Origin of the sequence: Bacillus sp. FJAT-18017 (assembly GCF_001278805.1) — a bacterium.
Lineage (GTDB): Bacteria > Bacillota > Bacilli > Bacillales > Cytobacillaceae > Bacillus_D.
This window is the reverse complement of sequence record NZ_CP012602.1, coordinates 2835697-2853854: the sequence shown is the minus strand read 5'-3', so window position 1 is coordinate 2853854 and position 18158 is coordinate 2835697. Positions and strand designations below refer to the sequence as shown.

The following is an 18158-nucleotide window of genomic DNA, read 5'->3' as shown; positions in this document are numbered from 1 at the left end:
GTAATAAGAAAAAGAGCCGGAAAGGATGATATTAGATGAAATCAATTGTTTACAAAAGGGATATCGAGAACTTTCTAAATGGTTTTTCAGACGTTGCGGATTTTGATTTTGCGGGAAAGAAACATTATCTGGTTTTTGAAGATTCAATCCGCAAGGGATCCTGGACTCTCATGCATTACGAAGCAGGCGGGAAGTGGACCATCCATGGCAAAGGCGAAAATTATTGTGATGAAGGCGAAAAAGAATTGGTAAAAGTAGATTTAATAAACTTTATATACAAAAACAGAAAGTACATAAATAGGGAAATTAAAAAGAAAAAAGGTGTCTTGGTATAAGTATCAAAACGGTGATACCGGCATTGGGAAAATAATTAACCAGCTTAATAATATGTAAAAACTATGATGTAAGGGCAACCGGAAATCATAGTTTTTTGTTTGTATTTGTAACTGTAATGCAACTCGGTTGTTTTAATTTATTTTGGAAACGCTTACAAAAATGCGTTCGTTAGGAGGTAGATGTTTTATAACGGGCCGTGAAATCCAACTTTGAAGTGGAGGAACATAAATGACAATTGTTTTTCAAAAGAATCGAATGTTGATGTTAGTAGTGGCGGTGATGCTTGTTGTTTCTACTCTTTTCCCAATGGCTAAGCCGGCGGAGGCTGCAGGCCAGACTCTCTCCTATACTTACAATAACAAAGAATATAAAGTGTATGTTCCGAGCGGATACAAAAGTGGAACCCCAGTCCCGGTAGTAGTCATGCTGCATGGATGTACCCAGGACCCAACCCAATTTGCAACCGGCACTAAAATGAATACTATTGCCGAAAGGGAAACGTTCCTTGCTGTTTACCCTGACCAGCCTAAAACAGCACATACCAATAAGTGCTGGAAATGGTTTGATTCTGCCCATCAATCCCGTGGTGCAGGAGATGCTGCCCATATTGCCGGGATTACAGCAGAGGTGAAGAAGAATTTCTCCGTCGACAGCAATAAAGTATATGTTGCTGGGCTTTCAGCTGGAGCTGCAATGGCGGTAATCATGGGGGCGACTTATCCGGATGTGTTTGCAAGCATAGGGGTAGGCGCGGGACTGGAGTACAAATCCGCAACTACTGAGAACGGTGCCTGGACTGTGATGCTTAACGGGGGCCCGGATCCGGTCCAGCAAGGAACTGCAGCGTATAAAGCGATGGGAACATACAAAAGAGTGGTTCCAACAGTCGTCTTCCACGGAACATCCGACTATACTGTAAAAGAAATCAATGGACATCAAGTTGCTTCACAATGGGCGCAGACGAATGACCTCGCTTCTGATGGGATTGATAATAATAATATAGATGATACTGCCGACGAAACCATTCAGGGCCAGGTAAGCGGAGGCAGGAAATTTACTCGCTATATTTACAAAGATGAAAATAGTAAATCAATCGTTGAAAAATATATTGTAGATGGAATGGGCCATGCCTGGTCCGGCGGCGATGTTGCCGGTTCGTATACCGACCCGAATGGTCCGAACGCTAGTGAAATCATGTGGCAGTTTTTCAAAAACAATCCGAAAAATCGAGATTCAACGCCCCCGGTAACTGCCGCCACACCAAAAGGAGGTAATTACTCGTCAGCTGTAACTGTAGAATTAAAGGCCAATGAATCTGCTACAACCTACTATACAACGGACGGAAGTACACCGACGAAGAGCTCGAACAAATATACTGCACCTATATCAATTAGCACCAGTACAACATTGAAATTCTTCAGTGAGGATGCCGCAGGAAACGTGGAACAAGTTATAAATACTGAAACTTACACTATTTCGGGTGTGAAAGATACAATTCCACCTGTAACAACGGCTTCACCAGCTGGTGGATCGTATGAAAACTCCGTTGCTGTTGACCTATCAGCCAACGAGCCAGCAACTACTTATTACACGCTCGATGGAAGCACACCAACTGTGAACTCGCCCGTCTATCGGGAGAATATCACCATCAATTTAGATACAGTTTTAAAGTTTTTTAGTGTGGATACTGCCGGCAACAGCGAGCCAGTAAAAACCGAAAACTATGATATTACTATAACAAACAGCAGCACAACATTTACAAGTATTGCCGCTGAAGACGGCTTTGCCGGAATGTATATGGCGGATGGCCTCAGCAGTTCGGTAACTAAAGTTGGGGACAAAGGCATGAGCAACCGTGACACGTACCGAAGCATCCTATCCTTTGATACGAGCAGTTTGAGTGACACAGCTACAGTTACAGGAGCCAAGCTGAGAGTATACCGCAAAACGATGGCCGGGTCTGTTAGCTCTCTGTCAATCAGCATGATCCGCGGGAATTGGTCAACATCGAGCAGTCTTGAGCAAGCTGATTACGGTGCAACTGCTTCGACCAATGGACTGCTTGATTTTGTAACTATGTCCGTCCCTGCAGAGAACAATGGTTACACTGAAATCAGTCTTCCAACTAGTGCCTTGGAGTTTATCAACAAAAACGGCCGCACTCAATTCCGGTTGAAGGCCAACACTCTTGCGGACTTCACTTCAGATGTACTAGAACTATATGGTGGCGAAACACCTGATTACGCACCGCAGCTAATAGTAACTACAAACTAGTACGGTCAACACGGCCAGTGATTGCAGTTTGGAAACCTGCAATCACTGGTTTTTTCTAGTTATTAATTTAGAGAGGGGATCTGCCGGCGGGTTTCGAGTACAAATCGATGCTGCTCGTACGGTAAAATGTCCTTTGAAAAAAGGTTGCGAATACAATGAAATTTACTGTAACCCTACTATGAAAAATTTGTATCTTCCAAATAATAACTAGATTAAAATTATAAAAAAAGGGGGGACAGTTAATGTTAAATCGTGTCATTCAGCAGTTTGGACTGCAGGTACAATCACTGAACGAAGTAGAAGATTCACATAGCTCAACAGTCTATAAATGTTATTTGTCTCGTGGTGAACATGTATTTTTAAAAATACCTTATACAAAATTAAAGTTTCAGCGTGAGTTAGAATCCTATGAAATACTTAAGGGGAAAGTTCCGATTCCTGATATGTTACAGTATTGGACTGGTGATGAGGAGTGTCCAGGAGCTTTTTTATTATCGGAATTAAAAGGACAGCCATTAACACCCCATGCTCCGCTAACAGTAGCGTATCAAGTCGGAGTCCTTCAAGCACAGATGCATTCAGTTCATCCACCTGCCGGCAAAGTGTTAACTGGCATAAAAAATGAATTTACGAATTGGTCTAATTTTATTGAACAGCAATTTTATAGCTTTGCCGAGGATGTAAAGAGTGTTTTAGATCCGCAATTATACAGCAGGGCGATAGAAAAATTCGAGAATATGAAAAACCAGCTGCCTTCCCCGGACGGACCAAGTTTTGTACATATGGACTTTCGGCCAGCAAACATTATTGTTGATGGAAATAAAGTATCAGGAATGATTGATTTTGAGAGTGTTCGGTTTGGTTCGACAGAAGTGGATTTCACCAAACTGTATCGCGATTATTTAAGCTTCAATCCCACACTGTATAAGTCCTTTAAAGAAGGTTATAACAGTATCCGTCCATTAATAGATCTGGAAATCGTATTGCCTTTTTATCAATTCACAGATGCCTTTAACAGTATTGGCTGGTGCAAACGCCGTGGACTTGAGAAAAACGCAAAATTTTATGGTGAAAATGTAGCGAGGATAAAAACTTTTTTACTTTAGGCTCTGTTAGTATTCATTGTTGAATTTTGTTGAGGTGTGAGAAAATTAATAGGGGGAGAATTTCCGGTTAATGTTCGCACGGGCACCTTAAGGAGCAGAAATAAGCGGAGAAATTCCACTTAGCCTCTAAAAATAGGTCCAAATTCAATGATTCCGGTATAATAAGCGGAATAACTACCCTTATTTTAAGGGAAATATAGGTATTTCCCAATTTAACTGGAATAACTCCCCTTATTTTTAATACAGAGTGAAATCAACCTTCAGCAAAATCAGAGCCTTACTTTAAAATCAAATCAATACAAACAAACTCGCCTCAAATGAGACGAGTTTGTTTGCATTTAACACTTTATTTAACAGGGGAGAAGGTGGTTATTTTCAACGCATCCAGGTCTACATTTGTACCGGTTGCACTGCTTCTCTTTTTGCCAGTTACAACGATTTTGACAGTATGGGATTTTTTCTGAAGATTGGTTGCTTCCCATATTTTTTGTTTGTATTGGCGCTTGGCGGAATACAAATCGACCTGCTTCACTTTCTTTCCGTCGACATAGATATCGGCATAGCCCATTGTTTTATCCTTCATCGCATAGAGGGCGACTCCTGTTCCAGTAAAGGTATAGCTGATGCTGCTGCCGGCTTTTTTCGATTGTAAAAAAGATCCGCCATACGCATATGTTGTTTTTACAGTCGACCAGGTGCCTGCCTTTTTAAAGGCAGCTGCGGTATTTTCTACATGAGAAGTAGTTTGAACCGCTACTGCAAGCGTATAGCTTCCAGAACCTGTTTTAGCCATCGGAGCCAGGTAATATGTTCCTGTCTTTTGTGGCTTGAACAAGATTTTCTTGGCCGACCCGGTTGTGGATACAGATGCAGCAGGAGTACTCCCGAAAATGGAGGTTGTACCTGGTTTGTAAACATTCAGTTTGAAATTGGTGCCTGCAGAGCCGGTTAAGCTGATTTCATATGTTTTACCTGCTTCAAGCGTCTTTTTCCAAACATCCTGATAATCCTTCGTGCTTGCGTTCAAGCTGCCTTTTGCTTTATCACCGATAATTGGCATGCTTGCTTTTACATCATCATCGAAGGTATAACGAGTTGAGGAAGAGAGCTTGGTTTCTTCACCTTGTGTATAAAGCGATACAGCATAATCATAGGTTTTGCCCGGCTTTGCCGATGTATCAGTAAAGGAAGTTGCAGAAATTGGCTGGGAAGTGAGTTTGGTATACTCTGAACTTCCTGATTCCTTCCGATAAACAGTGTAGGCCGTTGCCCAGCTGACTGGTGCCCAGTTTACGACTGGATATTTTTTCGATGCACTGTAAGATGCCAGCGGCTTGAGCGGATTATCCTTGACGATGAAGCGGTCAACGTTAATTGCTGAGGCGCTTTTTCTCGCAGCCGAATCACTTTTTCCAGTCCAGGCAATCTTCACTGAGTGCTTGCCATACTCCTGGAATTCCTTTTTAAAAACTGACTGTTTTCCCTGGAAAGCAGGGGAGTACATCGAAACAGGAGTCTGCTTAACACCATCAATGTAAATGTCCGCGACACCCTGGTTTGGAGCCTTGAAAGCCTGCCACTCAAAGCTGTAGCCAACAAATGAGAAATTTACTTCTCCTCTTGAATTAAGAACGCTAGCCATCTCACCCGAATAGCCTGGATTCTCATCAAGCTCCCAGTTGCCAGAATAGGCAATGACGGGCATTTCATTTTCATATGCTCCGCCAAAGTTTCCGGCGAATAGCTTGTACTTGCCATTCCCTTTGAAGGCGTACACATCGATATAATAAAATCCTGTATAAGGAGCGATGAACAGAATTTGTTCATTCGACGTCCCTGGTGTTTCGGCATAGGCCATTAAGCCTTCTGCGCTTGCGACTCCCTCTGCGCCTTCTGAATAGACATAAAGGTCAAAGTCGGAACCTTTGTCGCCGTTAAGGGTAATCGTCATCGCTTCTCCTTCTCTTAATGGAACAGCGAAAACATCATCTTTATCCGTAGTAGAAGAAAGGTCTCCAGAAAGAATGCTTTTTTGTAATGGCAGCCCTGGCACCGTGTTGTCATTGAACAAGTTGATGTTGGCTGCGTTTACAAGCTTTCCGGATCCAACGATTCCTTTAAGGCTAGGAAGTTCAGTTCCCTGGCTGCCCAAATAAAGCTTTGCAAAGACAGGGGACATGTCGGAATGCAATCCCATAAATAGCGCAGCGGCACCAGTGGCATGAGGTGCTGCCATCGATGTACCGTTATAATAATCATAGGCCTGGCTGTATTCCGAAACATAGTCTAGAGAAAGCTTGGCATTTGGCCCGTTTACCTGGATGAAATCTGAAGGAGGGAACAGTGAGCCCCATTTGTCAACATTAAAGGAATCTCCTTCATAAATGCTTCCTTCAACCCCCTTGGTATTCATAAGAGGTGCAATATCAATCATAACTTTTAAATCTAGCAATGACGTAACAAACGAAGAGCTGCTCTGTCCGCTTAACACATCCTGGCCAGTCAGCATCAGGCTGCCACCTTCTTTAAGGTAGCCTTCCAGCAAGGCAACGTCTTCCATCGTGAGTGTGGTTCCTTCATTTGAATTCAGGCCAAATCCGTGGCCGGTAAACCAGATGACAGTATCATAATCTGATAACTTTTTCGTTCCTGCACTCTTTGAGAAAGATGAATTGGACGGGATGGTTACAATATCGAATTCCCGATCCTTTAGGAATTCTTTGTAATCTGACAAATAATCCTTGAAATAATTTTCTAATAAAGGTTCGCCTTTGACCAGTGAGGCAAGGTCGTGCTCATCATCCTGTACCAAAAGGATTTTTGCCGGCTCTTCTCCCGTTTTCAAATAGCCGAGGGCCTTTTCAAAGGCAAGCTGGCGATTTTCTCCGCTAATCTTTTCAAAACCAACGCCATCAACAATGGCTTTAAAGCCAAATTCCGGGTCAGTAATTTGCGCTGAGGCTCCAAACTCTCCTCCAAGAATTTTCTTGAATTCATCAATCGGGAATTTAGGGACCGAGCTTAGGACGTCCACACCTGGTGCCGCCACATCCACAGAATAGGTGCCATAATTTGAAAAATTAGCCCGCTTGCCCTGGTTGTCTACTGCGGCAACAGAGAGGATGTTAGAATTCGGGTAAGCAGCAGGATAAGCTCCCATTTCATCGATGTCCATACCATCATTGCCCGCAGCAGCTACAAACAGGCAGTCACAGTTTTCTATCGCCTGTTGGAGAAGGGGATCGTACATATCTCCTCCCCAGCTATTGTTCGTCAGCTTTACACCCATTTTTTTCGCATATTCAATTGCTGCAATGGCTCCGGCAGTATCTCCGCCCCAAGGTCCAAGGAATTTAAGCGGCATGATTTTGACGTTTGGTGCAACACCGACAACGCCGGTATTGGAGCTTGTATCATTGCCTTCCAATGCAGCAGCGATGGTTCCGGAAACGTGTGTCCCATGATCGTCGCCATCGAGAGCATCGAATACAGTATTATCATTATTGAAAAAATCCCAGCCATGGACATCGTCGATATAGCCATTGCCGTCGTTATCAATACCGTCACCGGCAATTTCACCTTTATTTGTCCAAATTTTATCCTTCAGGTCAGGATGGTTGATATCAACACCTGTATCGATGACCCCAACAACGACTTCTTTCAAATCCTTATAGGTTGACCATGCCTCTGGAACATCGAGGTCGATGTCCTCTTTGCCAGCGATTCCCCTGATAGACTGGCCGGTATTATGAAGTCCCCATAACTGGTCATAATGATTTGCAGTTTCTCCTGAAGCTTGATAGAAGTAGTTAGGCTGAACCGAAGCAACATTGGGATTTGCTTTCAATTCATTGACGAAAGCTTCAGTATCCTTGCCTTTTGGGACTTCAACCACAACGGAATTTAGCGATTTCAGCTTTGTCGAAGCCTTTAAGGAAAACTTCCGGTGCAGGGATTGAATGGAGGAATCCGCGACACCCTTTTTATATGTAATAATATATTCCCCTGGCACTGCTTTTGCAGGTTTTTTTCCTGAAGTCCTTTCCTTGAACTTCTTGGCAATCGGGTTTTCCTTTTGATTGCTAATGGTTTTCTTTTTGGTAGTTTCGGCTTTCTTGGTTAACAGAGTGCTCTTTTTTGCATTACTTTGTGAGGACGTCGAAGTGGATGAGCCGGCTGCAAGTGCCGCGTTGTTGGTTCCTGCGGGAAGTGCAATGGAAACCGTTAGCAGCGTAGCAAGAGTCATCGAAAGCAGCTTTGATTTTTTCATCTAAATCTCCTTTTCTAGTATTTTGTACTGCGAGAGAGCGGCAGACAAGAGCCTAGCTTGTCTAGTAAAAAACCAGCAAACCTAATTTCTCTCACACTCTCTTAAAGTATAATCCATTTCCTTTTTTTGTCACATCTAAATAATCCGACAAAAATCGATAAACTCGTCCTCATAAGCTATAGGTGAGAGGAATAGGGAATCTACAAAGAGCCTTTTTTATACCACCCAAGAATAATATCCACCTTTGGGACAAGTTTTAAGTCAAATCCTTAATGTGAGGTACAGAAGACAGGCAGAAATGAAATGAAGAATCAAACTTAATAGAGTCAAAAAGAATATCATCGCCTGTTCGGTAAAAATAGTCATTGGCAAACCGCAAAGAGATGGGTAAAGTTCTACCGCTCCTAGCATAATCCCCATGACCGCCAATTCCACCGTTAAACACACCGGCAATGACCGTTTGAGCGTTGACCATTGAACCAAACAGGATGCCAATTCCTGCAGAACAAAGTAGAATTAGACCGCCACTTGCATCCATTGGTCCGGAAGTTAACAGATACACGTTCACTCGGAATGCAAGAGAGGTTACTGTGCTAAAGGATAAGAAGTTCCTTCCTGGCACGAAAGAAGAAATTCAGACTATCGCAAAATACATTTCATATCACCTTTCAAAAAGTGAGCGGAGGATTTATCGCATAATACTACTATGTTTCTTGTCGATGGAGAAAACCAGATTAGAGGCTTGTATGACATGGTAACCCTAAAAAATCAATAGCCGAAGACGATATTATGGCTGCCATCATTCAACTTTCGAATGAAAAATAGAGTATGAGGGAGGCCATATAAGTGGTGCACGTGCCATCTATTGGCAGGTGTTTTTTTGTTGAGGTGTGCTATGAATCATTCCGCAATAAAGAAACTAATACATTATTAACAGTATTGTCGTGATAATGATATGTTGTTGTTCGTTATGTTGAACGTTTTTGCGATTTATCGGTCCAATAAAAGTTTTATCGGTCCAATAAAAACTTTATCGGTCCAATAAAAACTTTATCGGTCTAAAATAAATTTTATCGGTCAATTCACATCAACACCGGTGTGCTGCATGCTTTTCCAAACGACGAGAACGTCATTGATCCAAATCTGGCTTGGAGGCTGTTCGAATTTTTCCGCTTCTACACTGCCCAAGTAAAGTCATGTATTTCTATGAGGAATAAAAGTTTTTTAAATTCAATTCCGTTATATAGATATTCTATGTACATAGTGTTAAGATGTAATTAGTTCACCAGTGGCAATGAATGACAACTCAGGATTCACGGAGCATCAAGATGTCATTCATAAAGCCGATGAATGACAACTCGGGGTCCCAAAGCAACAAGATGTCATTCATAAAGCGGATGAATGACAACTCAGGATTCGCGGAGCATCAAGATGTCATTCATAAAGCCAATGAATGACAACTCGGGGTCGCCGAAGCAGCAAGATATCATTCATAAAGCCGATGAATGACAACTAGGGGTCCCAAAGCAGCAAGATGTCATTCATAATGCCGATGAATGACAACTCAGGGTCCCAAAGCAGCAAGATGGTATTCATAGATTATAACATTTGAGATTTTAAGAATTACAAAGCAGGAGATGTACTAATGGGCACGTTCATTGGGAGTTTGCTGATACTATGGATAATAGCGATGATTGTTAGGGTAATTATAGGAAAGACAGATCGCCAGCGAAGTACAAAAGTAAATTTTTTTAGCAAAGTTAAAATGTTCAGTTACCCTGAAAAGGCATTTATTATTGGAACGCTATTGGTTGATTTAATTCTCTTTCTATTTTCCACTCAGGATTATTACTTCAGCATTCTTATCCCTACAGGGGTATTGATTCCTGCAATACTTACACTAATTGCAATTTGTGTTTTGTTAAATGGCCTGAAACCTGCAAAGTTTGGGATGCCACTTATTACATTTCTAATTCTGCCTCCCATGGCTTTCCTCTGGTTGTTCCATTCAAACCTTGGATATTCCTATGAAACTGTAATTTCACCGACAGGAGACGAGACAATTCTCATACAACATAGGGATGCTACGCTTGGGGAGACAAATCACTTTTATAATTTTTATCGAAAAACTACATATCCTGGACTGATGAAGAAAATAAATCATGATACAATCCGCATAATGACTAGGGGAACAGCCGCGGACAATTTAGCTGTATTAGGAGTAGACCATGCCGAGTGGGTTAAAGGAGAATATGTTACTTTCCGTTCCCGATATGCAGAAACAAAAGTTGAGCTTAAGTAATTAGTTGAGGGAACTCATATATACAGCAACTTGTAGGGGGAGATTGGATGGAAGATGAACAATTAACTATTTTTGATGAAACCAGGAATCCGATAGGAATTGCAGCGCGGGAAGAAATCCATAGGCTGGGGTATTGGCATGAAACCTTTCACTGCTGGTTCATTCACAATGAAAAAGGCATCGATTATCTCTATTTACAGTTAAGGAGCCCTTTGAAAAAAGACTACCCGAACTTGTACGATATCACGGTTGCCGGGCATTTGCTTGCGTCCGAAACCGTGCAGGATGGCATTAGAGAAATAAAGGAAGAGGTTGGAGTCGATCTTTCATTCGAAGACTTAATCCCGCTAGGAATCATAGAATATTGCGCCGAAAAGGAAGCATTTATCGATAAGGAGTTGGCCCATACCTTTTTGTATAAAAGCGAAAAGCCGTTTGATGATTTTATACTGCAAGAGGACGAAGTGGCTGGCATGGTGAAGGTGGAATTTGCCCAGTTCGCCGAGCTCTGGAATGGTGAGCGGGATACCATTAAGGTAACAGGCTTCGAAATGAGAGATGGCCGCAAGTCTTTCTTTGAAAGAGAAGTTGGCCAGGATCAGTTTGTTCCGCATCAGATTCCGTTTTATAAATCTGTTATTAACGGCATTAAAAAAAACATCTAAAAAGCGGACCGGTCCAAAACGAACCGGCGCACTCCTTAGATGAATTAAGCCTTAAGCTTCTCATAATGTTCCTTGAACACTTTAAAAAGCCTTTCGTCTCCGGCTCTGTCGGGATGGAGGGCTTTTAATAATTTCTTGAATTCTCTTTTAAGGTGGCGGCTGTCGGAGTCTTGTTCAAGCCCCAACAACTCAGCATAGTGGAACGAACTCCCTTCGGCTGAAGAGAGAATTTGTTCTTCCAGCAACCTTTTTAACGTCCGCACTTTGGATTGTTCAATATGTACACGTGTTTTCAATAGCTCTACATGATCCTTCAGGTTAGTATGTTCCAGCTCGCAGTCTGCTAGCCGGGATTGAAGTTCAGCAGTCTGCATTTTTATTGAAAAATCAATCAGGTCCTTCACAGGAATTTTGTAGGATATCGTTCTTCTATTGATACTTTCGGCCTTCAATTTTCCCTGCTTGATCCAACTCGTGACGTCATCTTCACTGGCAGCAATGCCAGCGGCGGTTAATTGTTCAGCAGCCTCTCTAACAGTCAGCATGTTTTTCAACTCTCTTTTTAAAAAATCAATAGGCTTCACTTTCTTAAGCAGACAGCACTATCATACCAATGGAGTTTTTCAGAACAAGAACAATAGTGTTACATCTATTAAAGGTAGGTTACAAGTTGTCGAAGAGGGTAGAGATATTAACAAAAATTTGTATAAAATGCGTAGTTTTTCAAATTTTAGGAGGATTAATCTCCCTAAATATAGAAATGAATTCAAAACAACCTATTTATTAAGGTTAAAGGGTTCGTTTTCGCGTATAAAAATATGCACGGATCATGTATGGCTAAATGACCAGGTTATTTTAACTAGAAATATTATATAGGGGTGTTAAATATAAAACATTCTATGGGAGTTTTTCTTACGGGGATAGTTATATTAGTCAGTACAGGTTGTAATAACAATGATGCCTTATTGAAAAAGCAGGAAAACCAAATACAAGATTTACAAAGTAAGTCGCTGTTCTTGAGGACACCATTAATGAACAGAAAAAAATAATCAACAACAATAAGGAATTTTCATATTTACACAGTTTTACAAAAGGAGAATTAAATACATATGACCTTTTTAAAACGGATAAAAATCCACAACATCTATCACAACTCTCACCTGAAAGGATTGTTTTGATATATCTTCATTCGGTAGTGATTGATGATGTTGAAGCAATCTATTCCCTATCATATGACAATGGTACGCTCCCCGGCTTAGATGCATTTAGGGAGAAATATTATACGGGAGATCTTCAAAAAAGAGCAATGAATACCACACTCGACTATCGATACTACAATTCAATTAAAGTTAATGAAGAAAATAAAACTGAAAATGAAGCACAGGTAGAATTAACTGTTAGTTTTGGACTTTATCAATCAACAATTATTTATGGATTAAAAAAAGATGATGCTATATGGAAAATAGACCTTTTACACCTAATGGAACCTTAACAGAAAATAAGTTCTAAAGAATGGCTAAAATATGTTTTTTAATTCAGCTAAAGCAAGTTCGATAAGGATAATGATGATTTGTCACCATATGTGTAGTATCACCGGTAAAAGGAGGCCATTGACCATAATACTAAAAAGGGCATACATCATAATCAGCATATTGTTGATAACAAATCTTATTACTCTTGGATTCTTATTGATTCCGGAACCGGAAAAAACGGTTCAGTACTCATATGTGCATTTAAAAGGGGAAAGTAATCACTGGAAGGTGGATAATTTCATAGTTTCCTATTTGCCAACTGCACATAACTTCGGAAGAGGAACTCTCACTTATATAGGTTCTGATAAGCCAACTCTTCCTATAAATGTGACGGTCAAGTTCTTTGACCACCGAGGAAAAGAAGTTGGTTCATCAGGGGGTCAGATAGGCAATCGAGAGCTTAACAAACCTTTAAGTGGCGGTGGATATAGAGAAACCGTTATTAAAAATCCGGTTCCTATAGAAGATATTTTAAAATGGTCACTGATTATATATTGGAACGGAAACGAAGAAGTAATCGATTTGGGTTTAACGTCTAATTAAATGAAATTTTTAGAGCAGGGGATATCCTGAGACTTCTGGGTTGCTCACCCTTTTTGTTGAGTTGTACTATCGGGAAGGTTAGAAAAAATCAATTGGTGGTGAATAAAAAATGGAACCTAAATGGTTGGAATGGGCAAAACAGCTTCAATCCATTGCACAAGCGGGACTAACTTATTCCAAAGATGTTTATGACTTGGAAAGATTTGAATTGATTAGGAATATTAGTGTTGAAATTTTGCAAGAGCATACGAATTTGGACAATAAAATTATAAAGGAACTATTTGCAAATGAAACTGGGTATGCAACGCCAAAAGTAGATATCAGGGCTGTTGTGTTTAGAGAAAATAAAATATTAATGGTGAGAGAAAACAATGATGGGGTTTGGTCGTTACCTGGTGGTTGGGGTGACATTGGATTAACACCAAGTGAAGTTGCAGTCAAGGAAGTAAAAGAAGAATCTGGTTTTGATGTTATAGCAGTAAAATTAATAGCCGTATTTGATAAGAAATGCCATCCACACCCACCTTCTCTATTTCACGTTTATAAAATGTTTATTGAATGTGAAATCATTGGCGGGCATCCAAAAGAAGGTATCGAAACGGATGCAGTGGAATTTTTTGCTGAAAATGAACTGCCAACTTTATCAGTAGCTAGGAATACAAAATCACAAATTCATTTAGCGTTTAAACATTTACATAATCCTCATGCCCCTGTCTATTTTGATTGACATTCCTTGAAAGCCTACTTTGTTGTTTAGGATTCCTGGATGTTTAACAGATGGCTTGATGCAGCAGGATTTATCGCCTTTTCAGGTGAATTTCTTATTTTAATGCTGTTATATAGATACCAATAAATAAAAGGTAGAATTGAAAATTGAACAATATAAAGGAAGTATTAAATGGCTATTTTGTCGCTTGGAATGAAGGATTCATCAGCAAAAATGGTGATGGAATTAGAGGTTATATGTCAAAGAGTTTTGTAGGGTACTGGGCTCATTCCAGTATAGATCATCCCGAACCGTACTATTATGACTATGACCTTAATAGTGTATTGAACCAAATGAATAATGCTGAAAAAAGTTTTGAAGTTGTTACAATTACTGAACGTAAAAATGGAGAGGAATATATAATTTCAGGAAGAGAAACAAACGAAATAAATGGTGAACCATATGCTGCTCAATGTATGTTTGTATGGAGAAAAGAAGATGGAGAGTGGAAATTATTGAGAGAATATATTGAGCTGGAAAGGTAGGTTCTTTTTTTACTACCGGGTGCGCTTATCAAGAAAGGGTACCTCACTTTAGTGTTAAAAAGGAAGCAGTTTAATTTAAAAAGGAGGGGGAGTATTTGGGGGATTTTAACAAGTTGGAACCAATTATAGCTGCACATAAGTTCATTAATAAATGTTTTCCGTCTTGTGATGGAGCATTGTTGGCAGGAAGTGTGGTGCGTGGGGAAGCGACAGAAACCTCTGACCTTGACATAATAGTGTTTGATAAAAAAATTGTTTCATCTTATCGGGAATCCATAATTGATTTTGACTGGCATATAGAAGTGTTCGTTCATAACTTGATCTCCTATCAAGACTTTTTCGAAAGTGATTATAAACGAGCGAGGCCTTCGTTACCACGAATGGTTTCAGAAGGTTTGGTCATTAAAGATAATGGCGTAGTTGACTCAATAAAAATCCAGGCGGAACAACTGTTAGCAAAAGGACCAGAAAAATGGTCAATAGAAACAATAACTACTAAGCGATATTTTATTACGGATACTCTTGATGATTTTATTGGCTGCAATGAAAGAGCAGAAGGTATTTTTATTGCGAATGCACTAGCGGAGCTTGTAAGTGAGTTTGTCTTACGAACGAATAATAGGTGGATCGGGGCATCGAAGTGGATAATTCGGTCTTTAAAACAATACGATGTTAAGTTTACAGAACAATTTATTGTGGCATTTGATGTGTTTTATAAAAATGGAGATAAAACTGAAATTATCAAATTAGTTGATGACGTGTTATATCCATACGGAGGAAGGTTTTTTAATGGTTTTTCTTTAGGGAAAAAGTAATTTTTATTGAACTAAAGATGCGTGAATTGAGGAAGGATTAATAGCCTTTTTGTGAAATCTTTTATTAAGTTAACAGTCTAGTAAAGCTGAAAAGGAATTTTAATTTCCCTCCTAAAGGTAAGAAGAAACGGGGTATCTGAAAATGATATATAGAAGAAAAACTTACAAAATTCAGCCTGAAAAACTAAACGATTTCAATGAATTCTTTCATTCCTATTTATACCCAAATCAAATTAAATACGGAGCCAAATTAATAGGCCGATGGGTAAATGACAAACAAACCGAGATTTTAGCTATATGGGAATATAAAAGTATTGAACAGTATGAAAGTATAGAAAGTCTCATAAGAAATAGTGAACTACATAAAAACGCTAAAGAAAAAATAAAAGAATTAGGCGAACTATACATGGAGGATAATCAAGACTTTTTAACTTCAACTGCTAACTACCATTCGCCTAAACATATAATATCTGTCAGTGGATATATAACCAATAAAGCTGGTGAAGTATTGCTTGTTAGAAATTTTCATCGTTCCGATACTATGGAAATGCCGGGAGGCCAAGTAGAAGAGGGTGAGACCTTAGAAGAAGCCATTCACCGGGAGGTTTTTGAAGAGACTGGAGTTAAAATTGATTTACATGGGATAACAGGTATTTATCAAAACATTACAAGTGGAGTAACTTGTATAGTATTTAGAGGTGAGTATCAATCTGGTGAAGTAAGGAATGCAGAAAATGAAACATCAGAAGTTTATTTTACTAAATTAAATAAAGAAAATATAAATCAATTTATTACAAGGAATCAATTTAGAAGCAGAACTCTTGATGCAATGGAACCAAACTATTTACCGTACGAAGCATTTAAAGCCAGACCATACGAACTAATTAATCGTTATGAGGTTAAAAAAGAGTATAGTTAACATTTTCTTTGTTTAACTAAGAGGAACTCGCTTGTGTAGATAAAGGTGATGCATTACGCACGCCTTTTTTCGTATGGGATAAACGCATGTTTTAATGTAAAGAGGATTATTGCCCCCTTTGTTGAATTCCTTAGTTAAGCCAATGGCACATGTTTGTTTAAAAAAACAAGGAAGGACAGTAATATGACTATTAAATTTAATGAGTTTTTTAATGAAGAATTGACGATATATGATATTCAACGTGCAATGGAAAAAGGGGTAGTAACTTCCAAAGAATTAGTTATGTACTATTTATATAGGATAGCGAAATATGATCAAGACGGACCGAGAATAAATTCTGTTCTGGAAATAAATCCGGATGCTATCTTTATAGCCGAAGCACTTGATCATGAAAGAAACACAATGGGAGTTAGAGGCCCTTTGCATGGAATTCCTGTCCTCTTAAAAGACAATATTGAAACGTCGGATTCAATGCATACAAGTGCAGGGACAATGGCATTGGAGAATTATATTGCGGAAAAAGATGCATTTCTCGTTGAAAAGATCCGTAAAGCAGGTGCGGTAATTTTAGGCAAGACGAATATGACAGAATTAGCAAATGCAATGTCTACGACTATGTGGGCCGGGTATAGCTCGCGAGGAGGGCAAGTATTAAACCCATATGGAGACCCTGACCTTTTTGTAGGCGGGTCTAGTTCTGGTTCTGCCGTGGCAGTTGCTGCTAATTTTACGGTTTTATCCGTAGGAACAGAAACAGATGCTTCGATTCTAAGTCCTGCTATACAAAATTCAGTAGTAGGAATCAAACCAACTGTAGGTTTAGTTAGTAGAAGTGGTATTATCCCTTTTACCTATTCCCAGGATACTGCAGGGCCAATGGCAAGGAATGTTACAGATGCAGCCCTTTTGCTTGGAGTCATGGCTGGTGTTGATAAGGAAGATGCTGCAACCTTTAAAAGTGAAGGAAGGATAGAGCAGAATTATTCTATATTCCTTGATCCCGAAGGCCTTAGAGGGGCGAGGGTAGGTCTATTTAAAAATGCATCCAAAGACTTTCTAACTTCTGATGAGTACGATGAGGACTTGTTTCAAGAAGCTATACATGTTATTAAAAATCAGGGAGCCATTATAGAAGAGATTGAAATACCTTCCTTTCACAGAGAATGGAATTGGGGAGTTAATTTATACGAATTGAAACACGGTTTAAATAATTTTCTTTCACAACTCCCAAGCAACTTACCTATTCATTCTATTAAAGATTTAATTCAATATAATCAAATCAACAAGAAAAAGGCATTAAAGTATGGTCAGGATAAATTGGAACAAAGAGCCCTATATCCCAATACATTAAGGAATCCCGATTATTTACTAAGCAAATTGGAAGACTTATATTTTTCCCAGGAACAAGGGATTGACCTGTCTTTGGAAAAATACAATCTAGATGCAATCCTTTTCCCCTCTTATATAGGTTCAACTATTAGTGCGAAAGCAGGGTACCCTTCAATTGCCTTACCGGCTGGTTATAAGCAAAATGGCCGGCCTTTTGGAATAACCTTTGCAGGAACAGCTTATAGTGAAGGGAAATTAATAAAGTTAGCATATGCCTTTGAACAGGCCACTAACCTTCGGAAAACTCCGAAGATAGGAACTGAAATACTGAATACTACTAAATAGTGTGATAGTTGAAGTCTTTAGATTGGCAGGGTATATTCCTTGGATACGAAAAGGTACTGACAAGCAAACTAACGGGGTTTTTTTATTCAATAAATTGAACTTACAAAGGGGGTGCATTATGGAAGATTTAATATTGGTAATATATATCTTAATTTTAATATCGCTTAATGTTGTTTTCTTTGCCGCATTTAAAAAAGGAAAATTAAATCTTATAGTATCAGGGATCATTATGATGGTACTTGCTCCCATTATTGGTTTTTCTAGTGGTGCTTTATTTTTACATTTCTATGATTGGAGTTCAGGAGGTACAGGAGAAGGTGCAGGCTATGGTGGAGCATTTTTAGGACTTTTAACATTAGCGAATGGAGTTCTCATTCTTTTGATTGGAATAATAAATAGGATTCTTCACTTCGTGAAAAAAGTAAATTGAGGTTCGTACTCAAGTAACGGGTGGATTGTTCATGAGGTATT

General features: G+C 39.5%; 17 protein-coding genes. 14 read left to right on the top strand and 3 right to left on the bottom strand.

Annotated features, from left to right (window positions below; genetic code table 11):
- Nucleotides 1–35 precede the first annotated feature (35 nt).
- The 3 genes from AM500_RS13340 to AM500_RS13330 all read left to right on the top strand — a co-directional run bounded on the left by AM500_RS13340 (nucleotide 36) and on the right by AM500_RS13330 (nucleotide 3716).
- Nucleotides 36–335 carry a hypothetical protein gene (locus AM500_RS13340; RefSeq protein ID WP_053599656.1) on the top strand — a complete coding sequence of 100 codons (300 nt, stop codon included), beginning with the start codon at nucleotides 36–38 and terminating at the stop codon, nucleotides 333–335.
- Nucleotides 336–564: 229 nt separating this feature from the next.
- Nucleotides 565–2610, top strand: coding sequence for an extracellular catalytic domain type 1 short-chain-length polyhydroxyalkanoate depolymerase (locus AM500_RS25035; RefSeq protein WP_231687997.1), 2046 nt, complete (start codon nucleotides 565–567; stop codon nucleotides 2608–2610).
- A gap of 242 nt (nucleotides 2611–2852) precedes the next feature.
- On the top strand, nucleotides 2853–3716 hold the full coding sequence (locus AM500_RS13330) for a phosphotransferase family protein (RefSeq protein WP_053599655.1): 864 nt from the start codon (nucleotides 2853–2855) through the stop codon (nucleotides 3714–3716).
- A 346-nt stretch (nucleotides 3717–4062) separates the two neighbouring features.
- On the opposite strand, the gene AM500_RS13325 is transcribed toward AM500_RS13330, so the two are convergent.
- Nucleotides 4063–7986 carry a S8 family serine peptidase gene (locus AM500_RS13325; RefSeq protein ID WP_053599654.1) on the bottom strand — a complete coding sequence of 1308 codons (3924 nt, stop codon included), beginning with the start codon at nucleotides 7984–7986 and terminating at the stop codon, nucleotides 4063–4065.
- Between the two features lie 256 nt (nucleotides 7987–8242).
- A complete protein-coding gene (locus AM500_RS25530; RefSeq protein ID WP_156319816.1) occupies nucleotides 8243–8548 on the bottom strand; it encodes a hypothetical protein in 306 nt (101 codons plus the stop codon).
- A 766-nt stretch (nucleotides 8549–9314) separates the two neighbouring features.
- Between AM500_RS25530 and AM500_RS26255 the strand changes: the two genes are divergently transcribed.
- The 3 genes from AM500_RS26255 to AM500_RS13315 all read left to right on the top strand — a co-directional run bounded on the left by AM500_RS26255 (nucleotide 9315) and on the right by AM500_RS13315 (nucleotide 10953).
- A complete protein-coding gene (locus tag AM500_RS26255; RefSeq protein WP_269432476.1) occupies nucleotides 9315–9443 on the top strand; it encodes a hypothetical protein in 129 nt (42 codons plus the stop codon).
- Between the two features lie 188 nt (nucleotides 9444–9631).
- Nucleotides 9632–10288 carry a hypothetical protein gene (locus tag AM500_RS13320; protein WP_053599653.1) on the top strand — a complete coding sequence of 219 codons (657 nt, stop codon included), beginning with the start codon at nucleotides 9632–9634 and terminating at the stop codon, nucleotides 10286–10288.
- Between the two features lie 47 nt (nucleotides 10289–10335).
- Complete coding sequence (locus tag AM500_RS13315; protein ID WP_053599652.1) at nucleotides 10336–10953, top strand: NUDIX hydrolase; 618 nt, start codon at nucleotides 10336–10338, stop codon at nucleotides 10951–10953.
- Nucleotides 10954–10997: 44 nt separating this feature from the next.
- On the opposite strand, the gene AM500_RS13310 is transcribed toward AM500_RS13315, so the two are convergent.
- The gene (locus tag AM500_RS13310) at nucleotides 10998–11498 is read right to left on the bottom strand and encodes a DnaJ domain-containing protein (RefSeq protein WP_053599651.1); all 501 of its coding nucleotides are present in this window, start codon (nucleotides 11496–11498) and stop codon (nucleotides 10998–11000) included.
- Between the two features lie 629 nt (nucleotides 11499–12127).
- On the opposite strand from AM500_RS13310, the gene AM500_RS13305 reads away from it, so the two are divergent.
- The 8 genes from AM500_RS13305 (at nucleotide 12128) to AM500_RS13270 (ending at nucleotide 18117) form a co-directional block, all read left to right on the top strand.
- Complete coding sequence (locus AM500_RS13305) at nucleotides 12128–12445, top strand: hypothetical protein (protein ID WP_156319815.1); 318 nt, start codon at nucleotides 12128–12130, stop codon at nucleotides 12443–12445.
- A gap of 118 nt (nucleotides 12446–12563) precedes the next feature.
- On the top strand, nucleotides 12564–13028 hold the full coding sequence (locus AM500_RS13300) for a hypothetical protein (RefSeq protein WP_053599649.1): 465 nt from the start codon (nucleotides 12564–12566) through the stop codon (nucleotides 13026–13028).
- Between the two features lie 109 nt (nucleotides 13029–13137).
- Entirely contained in the window at nucleotides 13138–13755 is a 618-nt protein-coding gene (locus AM500_RS13295; protein ID WP_053599648.1) for an NUDIX hydrolase, read from the top strand.
- Between the two features lie 146 nt (nucleotides 13756–13901).
- Nucleotides 13902–14279 carry a nuclear transport factor 2 family protein gene (locus AM500_RS13290; protein ID WP_053599647.1) on the top strand — a complete coding sequence of 126 codons (378 nt, stop codon included), beginning with the start codon at nucleotides 13902–13904 and terminating at the stop codon, nucleotides 14277–14279.
- 95 nt (nucleotides 14280–14374) lie between these two features.
- Complete coding sequence (locus AM500_RS13285) at nucleotides 14375–15094, top strand: nucleotidyltransferase domain-containing protein (protein ID WP_053599646.1); 720 nt, start codon at nucleotides 14375–14377, stop codon at nucleotides 15092–15094.
- A gap of 142 nt (nucleotides 15095–15236) precedes the next feature.
- Nucleotides 15237–16013 (top strand): NUDIX domain-containing protein, encoded by a 777-nt coding sequence (locus tag AM500_RS13280; RefSeq protein ID WP_053599645.1) that lies wholly within the window; start codon nucleotides 15237–15239, stop codon nucleotides 16011–16013.
- 183 nt (nucleotides 16014–16196) lie between these two features.
- On the top strand, nucleotides 16197–17687 hold the full coding sequence (locus tag AM500_RS13275) for an amidase family protein (RefSeq protein WP_053599644.1): 1491 nt from the start codon (nucleotides 16197–16199) through the stop codon (nucleotides 17685–17687).
- Between the two features lie 118 nt (nucleotides 17688–17805).
- Complete coding sequence (locus tag AM500_RS13270; RefSeq protein ID WP_053599643.1) at nucleotides 17806–18117, top strand: hypothetical protein; 312 nt, start codon at nucleotides 17806–17808, stop codon at nucleotides 18115–18117.
- Nucleotides 18118–18158: the final 41 nt, after the last annotated feature.

What these genes read in the sequence shown, in the direction of transcription:
- AM500_RS13270 (WP_053599643.1), top strand. Translation starts at nt 17,806, where the DNA reads ATGGAAGATTTAATATTGGTAATATATATCTTAATTTTAATATCGCTT.
- AM500_RS13275 (WP_053599644.1), top strand. Translation starts at nt 16,197, where the DNA reads ATGACTATTAAATTTAATGAGTTTTTTAATGAAGAATTGACGATATAT.
- AM500_RS26255 (WP_269432476.1), top strand. Translation starts at nt 9,315, where the DNA reads ATGTCATTCATAAAGCCGATGAATGACAACTCGGGGTCCCAAAGCAAC.
- AM500_RS13310 (WP_053599651.1), bottom strand. Translation starts at nt 11,498, where the DNA reads ATGCTGACTGTTAGAGAGGCTGCTGAACAATTAACCGCCGCTGGCATT.
- AM500_RS13325 (WP_053599654.1), bottom strand. Translation starts at nt 7,986, where the DNA reads ATGAAAAAATCAAAGCTGCTTTCGATGACTCTTGCTACGCTGCTAACG.
- AM500_RS13330 (WP_053599655.1), top strand. Translation starts at nt 2,853, where the DNA reads ATGTTAAATCGTGTCATTCAGCAGTTTGGACTGCAGGTACAATCACTG.
- AM500_RS13315 (WP_053599652.1), top strand. Translation starts at nt 10,336, where the DNA reads ATGGAAGATGAACAATTAACTATTTTTGATGAAACCAGGAATCCGATA.
- AM500_RS25035 (WP_231687997.1), top strand. Translation starts at nt 565, where the DNA reads ATGACAATTGTTTTTCAAAAGAATCGAATGTTGATGTTAGTAGTGGCG.
- AM500_RS13340 (WP_053599656.1), top strand. Translation starts at nt 36, where the DNA reads ATGAAATCAATTGTTTACAAAAGGGATATCGAGAACTTTCTAAATGGT.
- AM500_RS13280 (WP_053599645.1), top strand. Translation starts at nt 15,237, where the DNA reads ATGATATATAGAAGAAAAACTTACAAAATTCAGCCTGAAAAACTAAAC.
- AM500_RS13295 (WP_053599648.1), top strand. Translation starts at nt 13,138, where the DNA reads ATGGAACCTAAATGGTTGGAATGGGCAAAACAGCTTCAATCCATTGCA.
- AM500_RS13320 (WP_053599653.1), top strand. Translation starts at nt 9,632, where the DNA reads ATGGGCACGTTCATTGGGAGTTTGCTGATACTATGGATAATAGCGATG.